Below are 15,743 nucleotides of genomic sequence, written 5' to 3'. Positions count from 1 at the left end.
TTCGGGGCCGGAGCGGGCTTCTTCGGAGCGGGCTTCTTCGGGGCCGGAGCGGGCTTGTGGGCCTTCTTCACGGGGGTGATCTTGTGGAAGCTCATGACGTTCTCCTTCGGTTCGGATTCCGTGGTGTCGTTCGTTCTCGACATGGAAAACACTACGGCATTTCCGAAGCCAAAAAAGCCTTTCCGCCTTAGACCTCAATAAGGATAGATAGGAGTTGCCTCTGAATATAAACTCTTAGAGAAAACCCGGAACCGAACCCCCACTCACACAGGTTTTACGCCGCACATGCGAAAGGCGACCGCGTCGGTAAACGCGGTCGCCTTCGGAGATGTCGCAGGTGGAGCGAGAGACTACTGCACTATCGTGATCCGGTTCGGCGTCGGCGGGACGAGCGGGCTGCTCGCCGACGAATTGGCCGTCAGGTACTGCTCAAGCGCCGTCAGATCGTCCGCGCCGACCAGGTCGTTCGTGCCCTGGCCCAGCGTGGTGAAGCCGTCGCCGCCGCCCGCCAGGAAGCTGTTGGTGGCGACGCGGTAGGTGGCGGCCGGGTCGATCGCCACGCCGTTCAGCTTGATGGAGTCCGTGACGACCCGGTCCGCGCCGGTCTTCGTCAGGTCCAGCGTGTAGGCGAGGTTGGCGGACGGCTGAAGGATCTTCGGCGCGCTCGCGTTCGTCCCGCTGACCTGCTCCTTGAGCACCTGGATCAGCTGGGCGCCGGTGAAGTTCTGAAGGTTCACGGTGTTGGAGAACGGCTGCACGGTGAAGCCCTCGGCGTAGGTGACCACGCCGTTGCCCTCGGCGCCCGTGGTCGCGTAGGTGAGGCCCGCCCGGACCCCGCCCGGGTTCATCAGCGCGAGGTCGGTGTCCGCGTCGAGCGCCTTGCCGTGCGCCAGTTGAGCGTCCGCGATCAGGTCGCCCATCGGGGACTCGGTGCCGGTGCTCGGGACGTCGGCGGAGATGTAGCCGATCGCGCGGTTGCCGATGGGCGCGGCGAGCGTGCCCCACTTGCTGATCAGACTGGTCATGTCGGCCGCCTTGGGGACGGTCCGGGTGACCACGTGGTTCGCCGACTTCACCGACGTACGGGCGATGTCACCGGTGCGACGGTCGTAGGTGAGCGTGGTGTCCGTGTAGAGGCGGCCGAAGGACGCGGCCGAGGTGACCATGCGGGGGTTGCCCGCCGGGTCGGGGATCGTGCAGACGTACGCGGCGTGCGTGTGGCCGGTGACCAGGGCGTCGACCGACGGCGAGATGTTCTTCGCGATGTCGACGATCGGACCGGAGATACCGCTGCCCGCGCCCGAGGCGTCACAGTCGTAGTTGTACGCGCCGGAGGCCGGCAGGCCACCCTCGTGGATGAGCGCCACGATCGACTTCACGCCCTGCTTCTGCAGCTCCTTGGCGTACTTGTTGATCGTCTCGACCTCGTCCTTGAACTTGAGGCCCTTGACGCCCTCGGCGGAGACGACACCCGGGGTGTCCTCCAGCGTCACGCCGATGAAGCCGATCTTGACGTCCTTCTTCTTCCAGACGTAATACGGCTTCAGGATCGGCTTGTTGGTCTTCTCGTCCAGGACGTTGGCCGCCAGGTAGGGGAAGTCGGCGCCCTTGAACTTCTTGTCCGTGTAGCAGCCCGCGGTGGGGTGGCAGCCGCCGTTCTGCAGGCGGGCCAGTTCCTTCGCGCCCTCGTCGAACTCGTGGTTGCCGACCGAGGTGACGTCCAGGTCCAGCTTGTTGAGCGCCTCGATGGTGGGCTCGTCGTGGAAGAGGCCCGAGATCAGCGGGGAGGCGCCGACCATGTCGCCGCCGGCCGCGGTCACCGAGTACGCGTTGCCCTTGCGGGCCTCGCGCAGGTGGGTGGCGAGGTACTCCACACCGCCCGCGTCGATGGTCTTCGTCGTGCCGTCCGCCTGGAGTTCGGTCACCCGGCCCGACGAGCCCGCCGGGGGCTCCAGGTTGCCGTGCAGGTCGTTGAAGGACAGCAGCTGGACGTCCTGGTAGCGGTTGGGCCACCGGTCGTGCTGACCGCGCCCGGTGTCGTGCGCGTCCGCCGGGATCGCCGCACCGAGGGCCCCGACGGTGGCCAGAGCGGCGGCCGCGGTCAGGAGTCGGTACGCCCGTCTGCGATGCGGGTTCGGCTGGGAAGTGGCTGGCATGCGCCCCCCTGTGGGTCTGCTGAGGTAGTGGCCCGTCCGGGCGCAGCCTAGGGTCAACGCGCGTAGCGCGACAGGGGTTTCCGGGTTACATCCTGGTTTCCCTTTGCCCTTCTCTTTGCGGCCACTTTGCCGGGTCCTCGGCTTACCCTCGTACGCATGACCAGCGACGACACCGCCGGGCCCGACCGGGCCCGCACCATCGAGAACCTCACCGCGCTCACCCCGCAGCAGACCGAGGCGGTGCTCGCGCTGCTCGCCGAGGCCGCCCGGCAGGACGGACAGCAGGCGGTGTCCGAACAGGGGCGGCTGCAACTGCGCGGCGGCGAGCGCACGGGCGTGACCCATCTGCTGCTGAGCGTCGGCGACGAACTCGTCGGCTACGCGCAGTTGGAGGACACCGACCCGGTGGAGGCGCCGGCCGCCGAGCTGGTCGTGCACCCCGCGCACCGCGGCCACGGGCACGGGCGGGCGCTGGGCTCGGCGCTGCTCGGCGCGTCCGGCAAGCGGCTGCGGGTGTGGGCGCACGGCGGCCACTCCGCGGCGCGGCATCTCGCGCAGGTCCTCGGGCTCACCCTCTTCCGCGAACTGCGGCAGATGCGGCGGCCGTTGACCGACCTGGACCTGCCCGAGCCGGTGCTGCCCGACGGGGTCGCCGTCCGCACCTTCCGTCCCGGGGTGGACGACTCGGCCTGGCTCGCGGTGAACTCCGCGGCCTTCGCCCACCATCCCGAGCAGGGGTCCCTCACCCAGCGGGATCTCGACGACCGGACGGCCGAGGCGTGGTTCGATCCCGCCGGGTTCTTCCTCGCCTTCCGCGACGGTGAACTCATCGGCTTCCACTGGACGAAGGTCCACGCGGAGGAGGGGCTCGGTGAGGTGTACGTGGTCGGGGTGCGGCCGGGGGCGCAGGGCGGGGGCCTGGGCAAGGCCCTGACCACGATCGGGCTTCGCCATCTCGCGGGTCAGGGGGTGCCGACGGCGATGCTCTATGTGGACGCGGACAACAAGGCGGCGGTGTCCGTGTACGAGCGGCTGGGGTTCGTCACGTACGAGACGGACTTGATGTACCGCACGGAGACGTGAGCGTCACTGAAGTACGGGGGACGCGGACCGGTGCTTGATCCGCTCCGGCATGCACAGCCCCCACACCACCGCCGCCCCCGTCAACAGCACCGCCCACCGCTCGTGCGCCGCCGCCCACCGCTTGTCCCCCACCGCCACGAACAGGGCCCAACTCTCCGGCAGCAGCAGCGGGGTGAGGATCGCGAGGACCAGGAGGCCGGCCGCGACCGCCTGGCCCGGTTCCGCCTGGTCCGTGAACCGGATCGCGGCCGTCGCGCCGGCGAGCGCGAGGGCGAAGGCCGCCCCCGCCTCCAGGGTGATGTCGCCGACCGGGGGTCGGACGGACGACGGGACGAGCAGCAGCGCCGCCGTCCACCACGAGGCGAGGACCGGGGCGACCAGCGCGAGCCGCAGCCCGGCCCGTACCGGGCGCCGTACCGGCACCGCGGCGGTGGTGTGCCGGGCCGGGTCGTCCAGGACGAAGGCGAGCCCGAGGGCCAGGACGAGGGCGGCGGTGCGCAGGAGGTTGACGGCCAGCCAGGCCGACGGCTCGTCGGACATACGGGGTATCGCGGCGAGCAGCAGGGCCATCGCGCCGCTCGCCAGCAGGGCCCGCCAGGGCAGGGACCGCCACACGGGGAGCGTCAACTCCCGGATCAGACCGCGCACTTCTCGTCCCCTCTCGTGCACACGGCACCGCCATGCAGCGAACCGATGGCCGCGCGTCCGCTCGCCCCGGCATCCGAGACGCGAGGCAGCAACCTCGCCGGGAGCTCCGACTCGCCGATCAGGACTCGCACTTCTCGTCCTTCTCCTTGGGCACCGGCACACCCAGCAGCTCGGCGGCACGCGCGGACGTCAGCTTCGGGGAGGTCAACTCGGTCCAGTGCGCCCTGACCTGGGCGGCGACCGTGTCGCGGGGCTTGCCCAGGAGTTCGCGGACGACCGTCGTCTGGGCCGCGCCCATGTGCAGCGGGTCGGTCTGCGAGACGACGATGGCCGAGCCGCTGACGCTGTCGTCGAGGCGGACGTCACGCAGGGACTGCATCGGGTCGTCCTGTCCGGCCAGGGCGAGCCACATGACGGTCACCATGCGGCTGTCGCACAGCGAGTCCATCGCCTTCTCGTCGCCCGCGACCAGCACACCGGCGACGGCGACCGAGAACTCGGGGACGCGGTTGCCGCCCCAGGCGGTGCCGACGGTGACCTGGTGGGGTGCGGTGGCGGGGGCGATCGCGCCGTCGCCCTGGAGGCCGTAGCGGGCCTCGATCCGCTGCCGTACGACGATCGGCTGGTCGTGGGCGGTGCCGCCGGCCAGGGATCTGACCTGATCCGCGGCCTTGGCCCAGGTGGCGGTCCGGGCCGTCCACTCCGGGAAGGCGCAGTACCTCGAACCGTCCCGCTCGACGCACTTCTGCGTCTTCTCCGGGGCGTTGGTGGCCTGTTCGCGGGCCGTCTGCACCGGGCCGGGGAGGTCCGCGGTCTGTGCGACACCGCCGGTCACCGCGAGGGCGAGCGCCCCGGCGGTGGCCGCACCGACCTTCCAGTCGCGCGGCGCGCCGACCAGGACCGCGAGCAGCAGCACGGTCAGCGCGAGCCCGGCGAGGTAGAGGGCGTGCCAGGCGGCCGGGCGGCCGATCAGGTCGGAGGGGAGGATGTTGCTGCTCGACTCGGTGACGATCGGCGCCAGCCAGCGCGTCCCGCGCTCGCCGCCCCCGGCGGGGAACGCCCCGGCCACGAACAGGAAGAGCAGCAGCACGACGGCCATCGGCGCGGCCATGGCCGACGGGATCAGCCGGGCCAGCAGCACACCGATCGCACCGAACAGCAGCACCGTCAGCGGGCCGACGAGCAGTTCGCCCGGCGAGCCGCCGCCGACCGCGCCCGACCGGAGTGCCGCCCAGCCGAACTGGCCGAGCACGACCAGCGCGGTGACCAGCGCCGCCGCGACGACGGACAGCGCGTGGGCCGCCGTACGCCACCCGGGCGCCAGGACCAGGACCTGGAAGTGGCGTTCCGTGTCGTACCGCCTGGAGCGCAGCACCGCGTGGTTGACGGAGAGCAGGACCGCGAGGGCGACGAGCAGCGGGGCCGCCTGGGTGGCCCGGTCGACGTCCTGGAGGGCGGGGAAGCCGTCCTCGAAGTCGGGGGCGCGCCACACGGTCCAGCCGATGTAGGCCGCGAACGCGAGCAACACCGGGATACGCAGCAGCAGTCGGCGCGCCTCGAACAGGGCCAGGGCGATCACGGCCGACCAGGTGCGGCGGGGACCGGGGGTCCGCACGGCCGTGGGGGTCTCGTGGGTCAGTACCGCGCTCATGCCGCCGCCACCTCCGCGCTCGTGCCGTCCAGGGTGAGCAAGTAGCCGTCCTCCAGGCTGGGTTCGAGCAGGTCCGCGCCGGGCGGCGGGTCGCCGACGTTGCGGAAGGAGCCGACGCCGGTGCGCCAGCCCGCCTTCGCTCCGGGGTCGCGTTCCGCGCTGCTCCACACGTGTCCGGCGGCCCGCGCGGTCAGTTCGGCGGGGGTGCCGTCGAAGCGGACGGTGCCGGCGGCCATGACCAGGACGCGGTGGCAGAGCATCGCCACGTCCTCGGTCTGGTGGGTGGACAGCAGCACGGTCCGGCCCTCGCCGGCCCGGGCGATCAACTCCCGGAAGCGCATGCGCTGTTCGGGGTCCAGGCCGACGGTCGGCTCGTCCAGGACGAGAAAGCCGGGGTCGCCGACGAGGGAGGCGGCGAGCGCGACCCGCTGCCGCATACCGCCGGACAGCTTCTTGATGCGCTTGCCGCGCACGTCGGCGAGGTCGACCTCGTCCAGCACGCGGCGCACCTCGCGGTGGCGGGCGGTCCGGTCGGTCAACTCCTTGAGGATCGCCACGTAGTCGACGAACTCGAAGGCGGTGAAGTCAGGGTGGAAGCCGGGCGTCTGCGGCAGATAGCCGAGCACGCGCCGCACCTCCTGGCGGCCTGCCGCGCTGCCCGGGTCGTGCCCGAGCACGGTGAAGGCGCCGCGGTCCGCGGGCACGGCGGTGGCCAGCACCCGCAACAGGGTGGTCTTTCCGGCCCCGTTGGGCCCGAGCAGCCCGGTGACGCCCTGGGTCAGCCGCAGCGACACGTCGTCGAGGGCGCGGGTACCGCCGTAGTGGAGGCTGAGCCCCGAGGCGGAGACGGTCGGTGTCATGCGGCACTCCTGGAGAAGAAGACGTCGAAGCGGTCGCGGGCGAGGAAGAGCAGGCCCGCGGCGAGGGCGGCCACCGCGGCGGCGGCGCCCTGTCCGGCGGCGGTGAACTGCACGAGCGGTCCGCCGTCGGCCCGGGCCAGGACGAGCAGGCCGATCCACACCCCGCCGACCAGCGAGGGCGCGAGGACCTGCCCGAGCCGCGGGGTGAGCGCCAGCCCGGTGGCGGTGAGCGCGAGGGCGGGCAGCAGCCAGGCCAGCGCGCGCAGCCCGTAGGCCGGGAGGGCGAGCGTGGCCAGGAGGTTGAGCCCGAGCCCGGTGACGAGCACGGCGACCGTACGGATCATCAGCAGCCGGAACCCGTGCACGGGCGAGACGACCGCCATCTCGTACGTCGGGTCCAGTACGGGTCCGTAGGCCAGCGCGACCCCGACGAGCGGGAGCAGCGGCGCGAGGGCGAGGAACGCGGTGGGCGAGTCGGCCGTATACACCACCCCTACCGTCGCCACCAGTACGAACACCACGGCCGCGAGCCAGGAGCGGCGCAGCACCGGGGTGGCCGCGAGCAGCCGTGCGGTGTGGTCGGGGATCCCGGCACGCACCAGCAGCCGTTCCCACAACCCCGGGCGGGGCGCGTCGAGTTCGGCGTCGATCCGGTCCCAGCCGGCGTCCACGCCCTCGCTCACCGAGGCGAGCACGCCCCGGCACTCGGCGCAGCCGGTCAGGTGCGTGTCGGCGGACCAGAGCAGCGGCGGCGCCAACTCGCCCTGGGCGTAGGCCCGTAGGTCCTCGGCATCCACATGCCATGTCATGCCAGCGCCTCCCGCAGTTGCTTGCGGGCGCGCATCGCCCGCGTCTTGACCGTGCCGGCCGGGATCCCGAGCAGGACAGCCGCCTCCCGGGTGGTCAGCCCGTCGATGACCGTGGCCTGGAGGACGGCCCGCAGTTCCGGCGAGAGCCGGACGAGCGCGCCCGCCAGGTCCCCGTGCTCCACCCCCGCGAGCACGCGTTCCTCGGCGGACGCCTCGTCGCGGTGGCGCAGCCGGGACAGCGCCTGCCGCAGCCGGCCGCGGGCCCCGTCGCCGCGCAGCGCGTCGACCAGCCGCCGCGATCCGATCCGCCACAGCCACCCGGCCGCGTCACCGGCCCCGGCGGCCTCCTCCCGATAGCGGGCCTTGCCCCGCCACACCGCGAGGAACGTCTCCTGTACGACGTCGTCGACGATCCCGGCGTCGGCGCAGCGGCCGCGCAGCCGGGCGGTCAGCCAGGGGGCGTACCGGCGGTACAGCTCCTCGAAGGCGCGCCGGTCGGCGTCCGCGGCGATGGCCCGCAGCAGCTCCGCGTCGCTTCTCGTTTCGCTCACGTCTCCTCTTCGCACCGGGCGTCCCGTCCGGTTCACGAAACCACGCATGAGTTTCCGGACCCACTCGCTTGACTTTCCGCCGCCCGTTCCACCACCCTTTCACTACTCAATTAGTGAAAGGGTGGTGGAACGGGTGGTCGAGTACCGCATCGACCGGCGCTCCGGCGTCTCCACCTACGTCCAGATCGTTCAGCAGACCAAGCAGGCCCTCCGTCTCGGCCTGCTGGAACCGGGGGACAAACTGCCCACCGCACGCGAGGTGGTCGAGGCCACCGCGATCAACCCCAACACGGTCCTCAAGGCCTACCGGGAGCTGGAGCGCGAGGGCCTGGTCGAGGCCAGGCGGGGCCTGGGCACCTTCGTCCGGCGCTCACTGGGCACCGCCCCGGCCGCCGAGTCCCCGCTCCGCGACGAGCTGGACGCCTGGGCCGAGAAGGCCCGCGAGGCCGGTCTCGACCGGGACGACATGGCCGCGCTCTTCACCGCCGTACTCGAGAAGCACTTCCAGGGAGACCCCGCATGACCGACACCGCAGGCCTCGCCATGGAGGCGACCGATCTGGGCAGGCGATTCGGCCGGGCCCGGCTGTCCCCCGCGTGGGCGCTGCGCGGCTGCGCCTTCCGGCTGCCCGCCGGCCGGGTCTGCGCCGTCGTCGGCCACAACGGCGCCGGCAAGTCCACGCTGCTCGCGCTCGCCGCCGGGCTGCTGGTGCCGACCGAGGGCACGATCCGGGTCCTCGGCACGGACCCCGCGTCGGCGCGGTCCCGGGTGGGCTTCGTGGGCCAGGACAAGCCTCTCTATCCGCAGCTCACGGTCGCCGAGACACTGCGCATGGGCGCCGACCTCAATCCCGGGCACTGGGACGCGGCGACGGGCGAGCGGATCGTGGCCGACGGCGGCCTCGACCCGAAGTCCCGCATCCGTGCCCTGTCCGGCGGCCAGCGCACGCGGGTGGCTCTCGCCCTGGCGCTCGCGAAGCGCCCGGACCTCCTCCTGCTGGACGAACCGATGGCGGACCTGGACCCCCTCGCCCGCCACGAACTGATGGGCGTCCTCATGTCCCAGGCCGCCCAGCACGGCACGACGATCGTCATGTCCTCCCATGTCGTCGCCGAACTGGAGGGCTCCTGCGACCACCTGCTCCTGATCGGCGCGGGACGCGTGCGCCTGTCCGGCGAGATAGACGACGTCCTGGCGGCCCACGCCCGCGTATCGGGCCCGGCGGCCACCCCCCTCGCCCCGCACACGGTGATCGAGTCCCGCACGACGGGCCGCCAACTCACGGCCCTGCTCCGCAAGTCGGGCCCGATCCCGTCGGACCTCCACCCGACCCCACCCTCCCTGGAGGAACTGGTCCTGGCCTACCTGCGCAATCCCGGTGCCACGGACACCACGGGGGTCCAGCAGGAGAAGGCGGCGGCATGAGGACATCCACCGGCCACGTCCTGGAGGCGCCCGTGAACTGCGCCCCGACCAGGCCAGACGACGCCCCCACCACGCTCACGTCCCCCTTCGGACCGGCAGCCGCCGACGGCGATCACGCCCCACAGGAACCACCCGCACCCAACCTCACACCCGGAACCACGCTCACACGCACACGCACCCCCGCCCTCCCACCCGCAGCCGCCGACGGCGAATCCGCCCCACTGGGGCCACCCGCACCCGACAACGAAATCCGCACGGGTGGTGCGGGTGGGAGCGCATCGGCCGATGGCGGAGCCGAGGCCGGAGTGTCGTCCACCAAGAAGAAGGCCGCGATATGACCGCCCTGTCCGTGTCCGTCAACGCCGGGCACCCCGCATCGCCCCGCCTGCTCAGGTGGCTGGTCCGGCTGCATCGGCCCGCCCTGTGGACCTGGGCCGCCGTCATCGTCGTACTGGCCGCCGCACTGCTGTGGCTGGCAGGCCCCCTCACCGACGCGTCCGCGGATGCCTGGCGCCAGTACGACGCCTGCAAGCCCGGCACCGCCTGCTCGTACGACCAGGACGCGATCCTCCGCTACAAGGACGTCTACAACTACACGACCTGGGCCGTCCTCGTCCTGCCCTTCGTCGTCGCCGCCTGGTCCGGCGCGGCCCTGATCGTGTGGAGCGTCTTCGTCCTCGGCGCCGTCGGCGGCCTGGTGTGGCTGACCGAGGTCAGGGCGGACGTCGTACGCGCCGAACTGAAGAGCTGCCCGGTCCTCACCGTCTACTGCGACCCCCTCTACGGCCCGTCCAGCGACTACGCCGGGTACCTGAGCTGGATCAGCACCCTCGCCTACTACAGCTTCTGGGGCGTCGCCGCCTGGGCCGGCGCCTCTCTGATCGGCCGCGAACTGGAGAGCGGCACCGCCCGCCTCGCCTGGACCCAGGGCGTCACCCCCACCCGCTGGCTCACCGCCAAACTCGCGGTGCCGGCGCTGGTGCTCACGCTCGGCGGCACGCTGTTCGTGTTCGTCTTCCGCTGGGCCTGGGCCGCCCACCGCGATCTGGTGACCGGTGACTGGACCTTCAACGACGCCTTCGCCGCCCGCGGCCCGGCCCTGGTCGCCTGGAGCCTGTGCGCCCTCGCGGTCGGCACCCTCACCGCACTCCTGCTGCGCCGCTCGCTGCCCGCCCTGGCCGTCTCGGTCGCCGTGATGATCACGCTCAACCAGTACCTGGAGAAGCACCGCACGGACCTGTGGCCCAAGAAGCCCTCCAGCAGCGGGGAGCACCCCGCGTCCCACTTCTGGCCCATGAACCTGATCGAGACCGGCATCCTCCTCACGATCGCCGCCCTCACCACGACGGCCGCCTTCTGGACGCTCCGCCGTCGCACGGCCTGAACCCCCCTTCGCGTACGTCCCTTCCACGGGGGGAGGGGACGTACGTATCCTCCGAAGGCGGCTGTCAGCGGGCCATTACGCCGCCGCGGCCGACGTAGACGCTCGGGAGCCGCCTCGCGATATCCCGCACGCCATGTCGCCGTAACCAACGGTTCAGACGGGCTTGCGACGCTCGGCCAATGACGCCCGCCGTGCCAGAGCCTTCGCCGCCCGAAGAGGCGACCGCGGGGAACGGGGACGCCCTGCTGCCCTTGGCCGTACTCCCGCCCGCCGCTTCCGACGCGCCCGTAAGCCCGGTGGCGCGGAAGAATGGGTCCATGAGTCAGTCGAACCCCCAGGCACAGGTCCAGCACGCGCAGCCCTCCGTGGGCTCCATAGCCGCGCATCGCCCGCACACGGTGTCCGCCGCGGTCTCCGACCTGGAGCCCGACATCGACGCCGACCTCGACGCGTACGAGGAGTCGCCGTACGACGGGCCCCAGTTGCCGCAGGGCCGCTTCCTGGACCGGGAGCGCAGCTGGCTGGCGTTCAACGAACGCGTCCTCGAACTCGCCGAGGACCCGGACACGCCCCTCCTGGAGCGGGCGAACTTCCTCGCGATCTTCGCCAGCAACCTGGACGAGTTCTTCATGGTCCGGGTGGCCGGACTCAAGCGCCGTATCGCCACCGGCGTGGCCACCCGCTCCGCCTCCGGGCTCCAGCCCACCCAGGTCCTGGAGATGATCTGGGGCCGCTCCCGCGAACTGATGGCCCGGCACGCGGCGGCCTACCAGGAGGACATCGCCCCCGCGCTCGCGGAGGAGGGCATCCACCTGGTCCGCTGGAGCGAGCTGACCGAGAAGGAACAGGCCCGCCTCTTCACGCTGTTCCGGCACCAGATCTTCCCGGTCCTCACCCCGCTGGCCGTCGACCCCGCGCACCCCTTCCCGTACATCTCGGGTCTCTCGCTCAATCTCGCGGTCGTCGTCCGCAACCCGGTCAGCGGCCACAAGCACTTCGCCCGGGTGAAGGTGCCGCCGCTGCTGTCCCGTTTCCTGGAGAGCTCCCCGGGCCGCTTCGTTCCCATCGAGGACGTCATCGGCGCCCATCTGGAGGAGCTGTTCCCGGGCATGGAGGTGCTGGAGCACCACGCCTTCCGGGTGACCAGGAACGAGGACCTGGAGGTCGAGGAGGACGACGCCGAGAACCTGCTCCAGGCGCTGGAGAAGGAGCTCATGCGGCGCCGCCTGGGGCCGCCGGTGCGCCTGGAGGTCGAGGAGTCCATCGACCGCGAGGTGCTCGACCTGCTGGTGCGCGAGCTGAAGATCACCGAGGCCGAGGTGTACCCGCTGCCGGGTCCGCTCGATCTCACCGGCCTCTTCCGCATCCACGGCCTGGACCGGCCCGAGCTGAAGTACCAGAAGTTCGTCGCCGGCCGGCACCGCGACCTCGCCGAGGTCGAGTCGGCGTCCTCGCCGGACATCTTCGCCGCCCTGCGCAGCCGGGACGTGCTGCTGCACCACCCCTACGACTCGTTCTCGACCTCGGTACAGGCCTTCCTCCAGCAGGCCGCCGAGGACGACGACGTACTCGCCATCAAGCAGACCCTGTACCGCACCTCCGGCGACTCCCCGATAGTCGACGCGCTCATCGACGCCGCCGAGTCCGGCAAGCAGGTCCTGGTGCTGGTCGAGATCAAGGCCCGCTTCGACGAGCACGCCAACATCAAGTGGGCGCGCAAGCTGGAGGAGGCCGGCTGCCACGTGGTCTACGGCCTGCTCGGCCTCAAGACCCACTGCAAGCTGTCCCTGGTGGTCCGCCAGGAAGGCGACACCCTACGGCGCTACAGCCACGTCGGCACGGGCAACTACCACCCCAAGACGGCCCGTCTCTACGAGGACCTCGGCCTGCTCACGGCCGACCCGCAGGTCGGCGCGGACCTCTCCGACCTCTTCAACCGGCTCTCCGGCTACTCGCGCCGCGAGACCTACCGCCGCCTCCTGGTCGCCCCCAAATCCCTGCGGGACGGCCTGATCGCGCGGATCAACAAGGAGGTCCAGCACCACCGTGCCGGACGTCCCGCGTTCATCCGTATCAAGGTCAACTCGATCGTCGACGAGGCACTCATCGACGCGCTGTACCGGGCGTCCCAGGCAGGCGTACCGACCGACGTGTGGGTACGCGGCATCTGTGCCGTCCGCCCGGGCGTCACGGGCCTCTCGGAGAACATCCGGGTCCGCTCGATCCTCGGCCGCTTCCTGGAACACTCCCGGGTCTTCGCCTTCGGCAACGGCGGCGAACCCGAGGTGTGGCTCGGCAGCGCCGACATGATGCACCGCAACCTCGACCGCCGTATCGAGGCCCTGGTCAGGGTCACCGACCCGGCCCACCGCGCAGCCCTGAACCGGCTGTTGGAGACCGGCATGTCCGAGACCACCGCTTCCTGGCATCTCGGCCCGGACGGCGAATGGATCCGGCATGCCACCGACGCGGACGGTGGGCCCCTGCGCAACATCCAGGAGATGCTCATAGACGCCCGGAGGCGCCGGCGTGGCACAGCAACACCTTGACCCGACGGACCCCACGGCCGGGCCCGCCCCCACCGGGGACGCCCTCGCGGGCTACCTGCGGGCCCAGGCCACGGAGTTCCTCCGCGCCCTGCGGCTGCACCGGGAGACCGGCAGCGGCCCAGGCGGCACGGAGGAGGCCGTCGACGCGGCGCGTGCCCTGCGCCGCTCGGTCCGCCGCATCAGCGGCAGCCTGCACACCTTCCGTCCCCTGCTGGAGACCGACTGGTCGGAGAACCTTCGCCCCGAACTCGCGTGGCTGTCCGGCACGTTGTCGATGGAGCACGCCTACGCGGCCCGTCTGGACCGGCTGCTGCTCGCGCTGCACCGGCTGTCGGGGGCGGCGGTGTTCCCCGCGCAGTCCGCGGGCGGCCCGGCCCCGGCCACCCGGTCCGACCCGGCGACCGCGGAGCGCGGCAACCTCACCGTGGGCGCGGCCAAGGCGGGCGCGCTCCTCGAACGCCAGCTCACCCTCGCCCGGACCCGCGCCCACAGCACGGCCCTCCAGGCGCTCGGCTCCTCCCGCTTCCACGCCGTCGCCGACAAGGTCGCCGTCCTGGCCAGCGAGGTCCCGCTCACCACGACCGCCGCGCGGGCCGACCTCGGTCCGCTGGCCGGCGCGGCCCAGGAGCGGCTCACCGACGCCGTGACCGGACTGCCGCTCGTCACCGCCGGACACCCCTACAACGCGGAGGCCCTGATCCACGGCCTCTCCCCGGACCCGGCCCCGCATCCGCAGGACGCCCCCTGGCACCAGGTCCGGCTGCTGCTGCGCCTGCACCGCTACTCCCGCGAGGTCCTCCTCGGCGACAACGCCCTGGTCGACGTCCGCCTCCTCGACGCGGGCCAGGCCCTCAACCGGCACCGGGACGCCTCGGAGGCGGCCGCCGCCGCTGCCTCGGCGGCCCGCACCCCACGCATCGCCCCGGCGACGGCCTACGCGCTCGGCGTGCTCCACGCCGACCAGCGGCACGAGGTGGAGGGCGCCCGTTTCGCCTTCCAGCAGGCATGGCAGAAGCAGGAAGTGCGGGCCAGTTGACGCGGAAACAGGAGGTGCGTGCCCGGTGACCCAGACCGACAACACCCTGATCCAGGCGGCCGGCGCGGTGCTGTGGCGGCACTCCCCCGTCGACTCCGCGCTCGAGGTCTGCCTGGTCCACCGGCCGAAGTACGACGACTGGTCCCACCCCAAGGGCAAGCTGAAACGCGGCGAGGAATCGCTCACCGGGGCCCTGCGCGAGGTGACCGAGGAGACGGGGTACACGGCCGAGCCGGGCACGGAGCTGTCCACCGTGCGCTACTTCGTGGGCGGGCGCCCCAAGCAGGTGCGGTACTGGGCGGCCGAGGCCGTCTCCGGCGGGTTCGCCCCGAACGACGAGGTGGACCGCATCCTGTGGCTCTCGCCCGGCGCGGCCCGCAGCCGGCTGACCCAGTTCCGCGACCGCGGCCTGGTCGACGAGCTGCTCACCACCCTGCGTCACGCCTGAACGTTCAGGTGTCCCTCGGCATCCGTTCTCGCCTTGCTGCGCGCTCTGCGGGCCGGCCCGCGCCAGCCGCAGCTGCAGCGGGCGAAGCAGAACCTGCCCTCTTCGACGGTCGTCGTCCGGTGTTCCTCGTGCGGCACGATCACACGCTACCCACCCCGGGTGCCGGGTAAATGAGCAGCCTCCGGCAGCGGGCCGGGTATCCGCGTGACGGCACCCCCCACCCCTCGTTAAGCGGAACGACAGGGGGCCCGTGCCGGGCGGGCCGGCTGGGGGTGAGCGGGCCATGGCGGAACGGCAGGGCAGGGCGGGCGGAGCGGTCCTCGCGGGGGTCTTCGTCTGTCTCGGCTCCCTCGGCGCGAGCGGCTGTTCCGGTGCCGACGGCAGCACCGACGCCCGCACGTCGGATCCGGTCGGGACCCTGCACCGGGCCGCCGGAACCCTGGTGGCGGCGGGCAGTTCGAAGGCGCGGACGTCGATGGAGATGGCCACCGGCGGCACCCGGGTCACCATCCGCGGCGAGGGCGTCTACGACTACCGCAGGCAGCTGGGCCGGCTGCGGGTGCGGCTGCCGCAGGACCCGGCCGGCCACACCGAGCACCGCCCGATCACCGAACTCCTCGCACCCGGCGCCCTGTTCATGAAGAACCGGGGCGCGGGGGTCCCCGCCGACAAGTGGGTCCGGGTGGAGACGGCCGCCCTCGCCGACGGGAACCTCGTGACCGGCGGCGCCACCGACCCCTTCGCCGCCGCCGAGCTGCTGCGCGGCACCCGCACGGCGACCTACCTCGGCCGTACCGAGGTGGCCGGCGCCAAGGTGCGGCACTACCGTGGCGTGGCCGATCTCACGTTCGCGGCGCGGGGCGCCTCCCAGGGGGGCCGGGCCTCGCTGGCCGCGGCGGCGAAAGGGTTCGCCACCGCCGAGGTGCCGTTCGACGTCTATCTCGACGACGAGGGCCGCATCCGCAAGGTCAGACACCGGTTCAGCTTCGTCAACGGCCGGCAGAAAGGTACCGTCGCGGTGGCCTCGACGACGTTGCTGTACGACTTCGGGGCCCCCGTCGACGTATCCCTGCCGAAGGCGAGTGACATCTACGCCGGGAAGATCGCAGAGGGGTGAGGGCGGGCGCGTGGTTCAGTGACGGG

14 protein-coding genes are annotated in these 15,743 nt (G+C 72.1%); 8 read left to right on the top strand and 6 right to left on the bottom strand.

What is annotated here, in order from left to right:
• Positions 1-350: 350 nt before the first annotated feature.
• Entirely contained in the window at positions 351-2,156 is a 1,806-nt protein-coding gene (locus tag ACIP6U_RS12605; RefSeq protein ID WP_401715631.1) for a bifunctional metallophosphatase/5'-nucleotidase, read from the bottom strand.
• 156 nt (positions 2,157-2,312) lie between these two features.
• On the opposite strand from ACIP6U_RS12605, the gene mshD reads away from it, so the two are divergent.
• Positions 2,313-3,239 carry a mycothiol synthase gene (gene mshD / locus ACIP6U_RS12600; protein WP_123996615.1) on the top strand — a complete coding sequence of 309 codons (927 nt, stop codon included), beginning with the start codon at positions 2,313-2,315 and terminating at the stop codon, positions 3,237-3,239.
• A 3-nt stretch (positions 3,240-3,242) separates the two neighbouring features.
• Here mshD and ACIP6U_RS12595 read toward each other — a convergent pair whose 3' ends face one another.
• From ACIP6U_RS12595 to ACIP6U_RS12575, 5 genes are all read right to left on the bottom strand, one after another.
• Positions 3,243-3,887 (bottom strand): ABC transporter, encoded by a 645-nt coding sequence (locus ACIP6U_RS12595; RefSeq protein ID WP_401715629.1) that lies wholly within the window; start codon positions 3,885-3,887, stop codon positions 3,243-3,245.
• Positions 3,888-4,005: 118 nt separating this feature from the next.
• Complete coding sequence (locus ACIP6U_RS12590; protein ID WP_401715627.1) at positions 4,006-5,538, bottom strand: ABC transporter permease; 1,533 nt, start codon at positions 5,536-5,538, stop codon at positions 4,006-4,008.
• Positions 5,535-6,398, bottom strand: coding sequence for an ABC transporter ATP-binding protein (locus ACIP6U_RS12585; protein ID WP_401715626.1), 864 nt, complete (start codon positions 6,396-6,398; stop codon positions 5,535-5,537). Before ACIP6U_RS12585 ends, ACIP6U_RS12590 begins: the two co-directional genes overlap by 4 nt.
• Positions 6,395-7,207: a zf-HC2 domain-containing protein gene (locus tag ACIP6U_RS12580; protein WP_401715624.1), complete on the bottom strand. Its 813-nt coding sequence runs from the start codon at positions 7,205-7,207 to the stop codon at positions 6,395-6,397. Before ACIP6U_RS12580 ends, ACIP6U_RS12585 begins: the two co-directional genes overlap by 4 nt.
• A complete protein-coding gene (locus ACIP6U_RS12575; protein WP_401715622.1) occupies positions 7,204-7,758 on the bottom strand; it encodes an RNA polymerase sigma factor in 555 nt (184 codons plus the stop codon). Before ACIP6U_RS12575 ends, ACIP6U_RS12580 begins: the two co-directional genes overlap by 4 nt.
• 133 nt (positions 7,759-7,891) lie before the next feature.
• On the opposite strand from ACIP6U_RS12575, the gene ACIP6U_RS12570 reads away from it, so the two are divergent.
• From ACIP6U_RS12570 to ACIP6U_RS12540, 7 genes are all read left to right on the top strand, one after another.
• The gene (locus ACIP6U_RS12570; protein WP_401716948.1) at positions 7,892-8,281 is read left to right on the top strand and encodes a GntR family transcriptional regulator; all 390 of its coding nucleotides are present in this window, start codon (positions 7,892-7,894) and stop codon (positions 8,279-8,281) included.
• Positions 8,278-9,183 carry an ABC transporter ATP-binding protein gene (locus ACIP6U_RS12565; RefSeq protein ID WP_401715621.1) on the top strand — a complete coding sequence of 302 codons (906 nt, stop codon included), beginning with the start codon at positions 8,278-8,280 and terminating at the stop codon, positions 9,181-9,183. The genes ACIP6U_RS12570 and ACIP6U_RS12565 overlap by 4 nt, the downstream gene beginning before the upstream one ends.
• A gap of 334 nt (positions 9,184-9,517) precedes the next feature.
• Positions 9,518-10,567, top strand: coding sequence for an ABC transporter permease (locus ACIP6U_RS12560; protein ID WP_401715619.1), 1,050 nt, complete (start codon positions 9,518-9,520; stop codon positions 10,565-10,567).
• A gap of 179 nt (positions 10,568-10,746) precedes the next feature.
• Positions 10,747-13,116 (top strand): RNA degradosome polyphosphate kinase, encoded by a 2,370-nt coding sequence (locus ACIP6U_RS12555; RefSeq protein WP_401715618.1) that lies wholly within the window; start codon positions 10,747-10,749, stop codon positions 13,114-13,116.
• Positions 13,097-14,152 (top strand): CHAD domain-containing protein, encoded by a 1,056-nt coding sequence (locus tag ACIP6U_RS12550; protein ID WP_401715616.1) that lies wholly within the window; start codon positions 13,097-13,099, stop codon positions 14,150-14,152. The genes ACIP6U_RS12555 and ACIP6U_RS12550 overlap by 20 nt, the downstream gene beginning before the upstream one ends.
• Positions 14,153-14,177: 25 nt before the next feature.
• Positions 14,178-14,600 (top strand): NUDIX hydrolase, encoded by a 423-nt coding sequence (locus ACIP6U_RS12545; RefSeq protein ID WP_401715614.1) that lies wholly within the window; start codon positions 14,178-14,180, stop codon positions 14,598-14,600.
• A gap of 283 nt (positions 14,601-14,883) precedes the next feature.
• Entirely contained in the window at positions 14,884-15,717 is an 834-nt protein-coding gene (locus ACIP6U_RS12540) for a hypothetical protein (protein WP_401715613.1), read from the top strand.
• Positions 15,718-15,743 lie beyond the last annotated feature (26 nt).

Source organism: Streptomyces sp. NPDC088794, assembly GCF_044750545.1.
GTDB lineage: Bacteria > Actinomycetota > Actinomycetes > Streptomycetales > Streptomycetaceae > Streptomyces.
The sequence above is the reverse complement of the archived record's forward strand: the minus strand, read 5'-3'. Positions and strand labels throughout refer to the sequence as shown.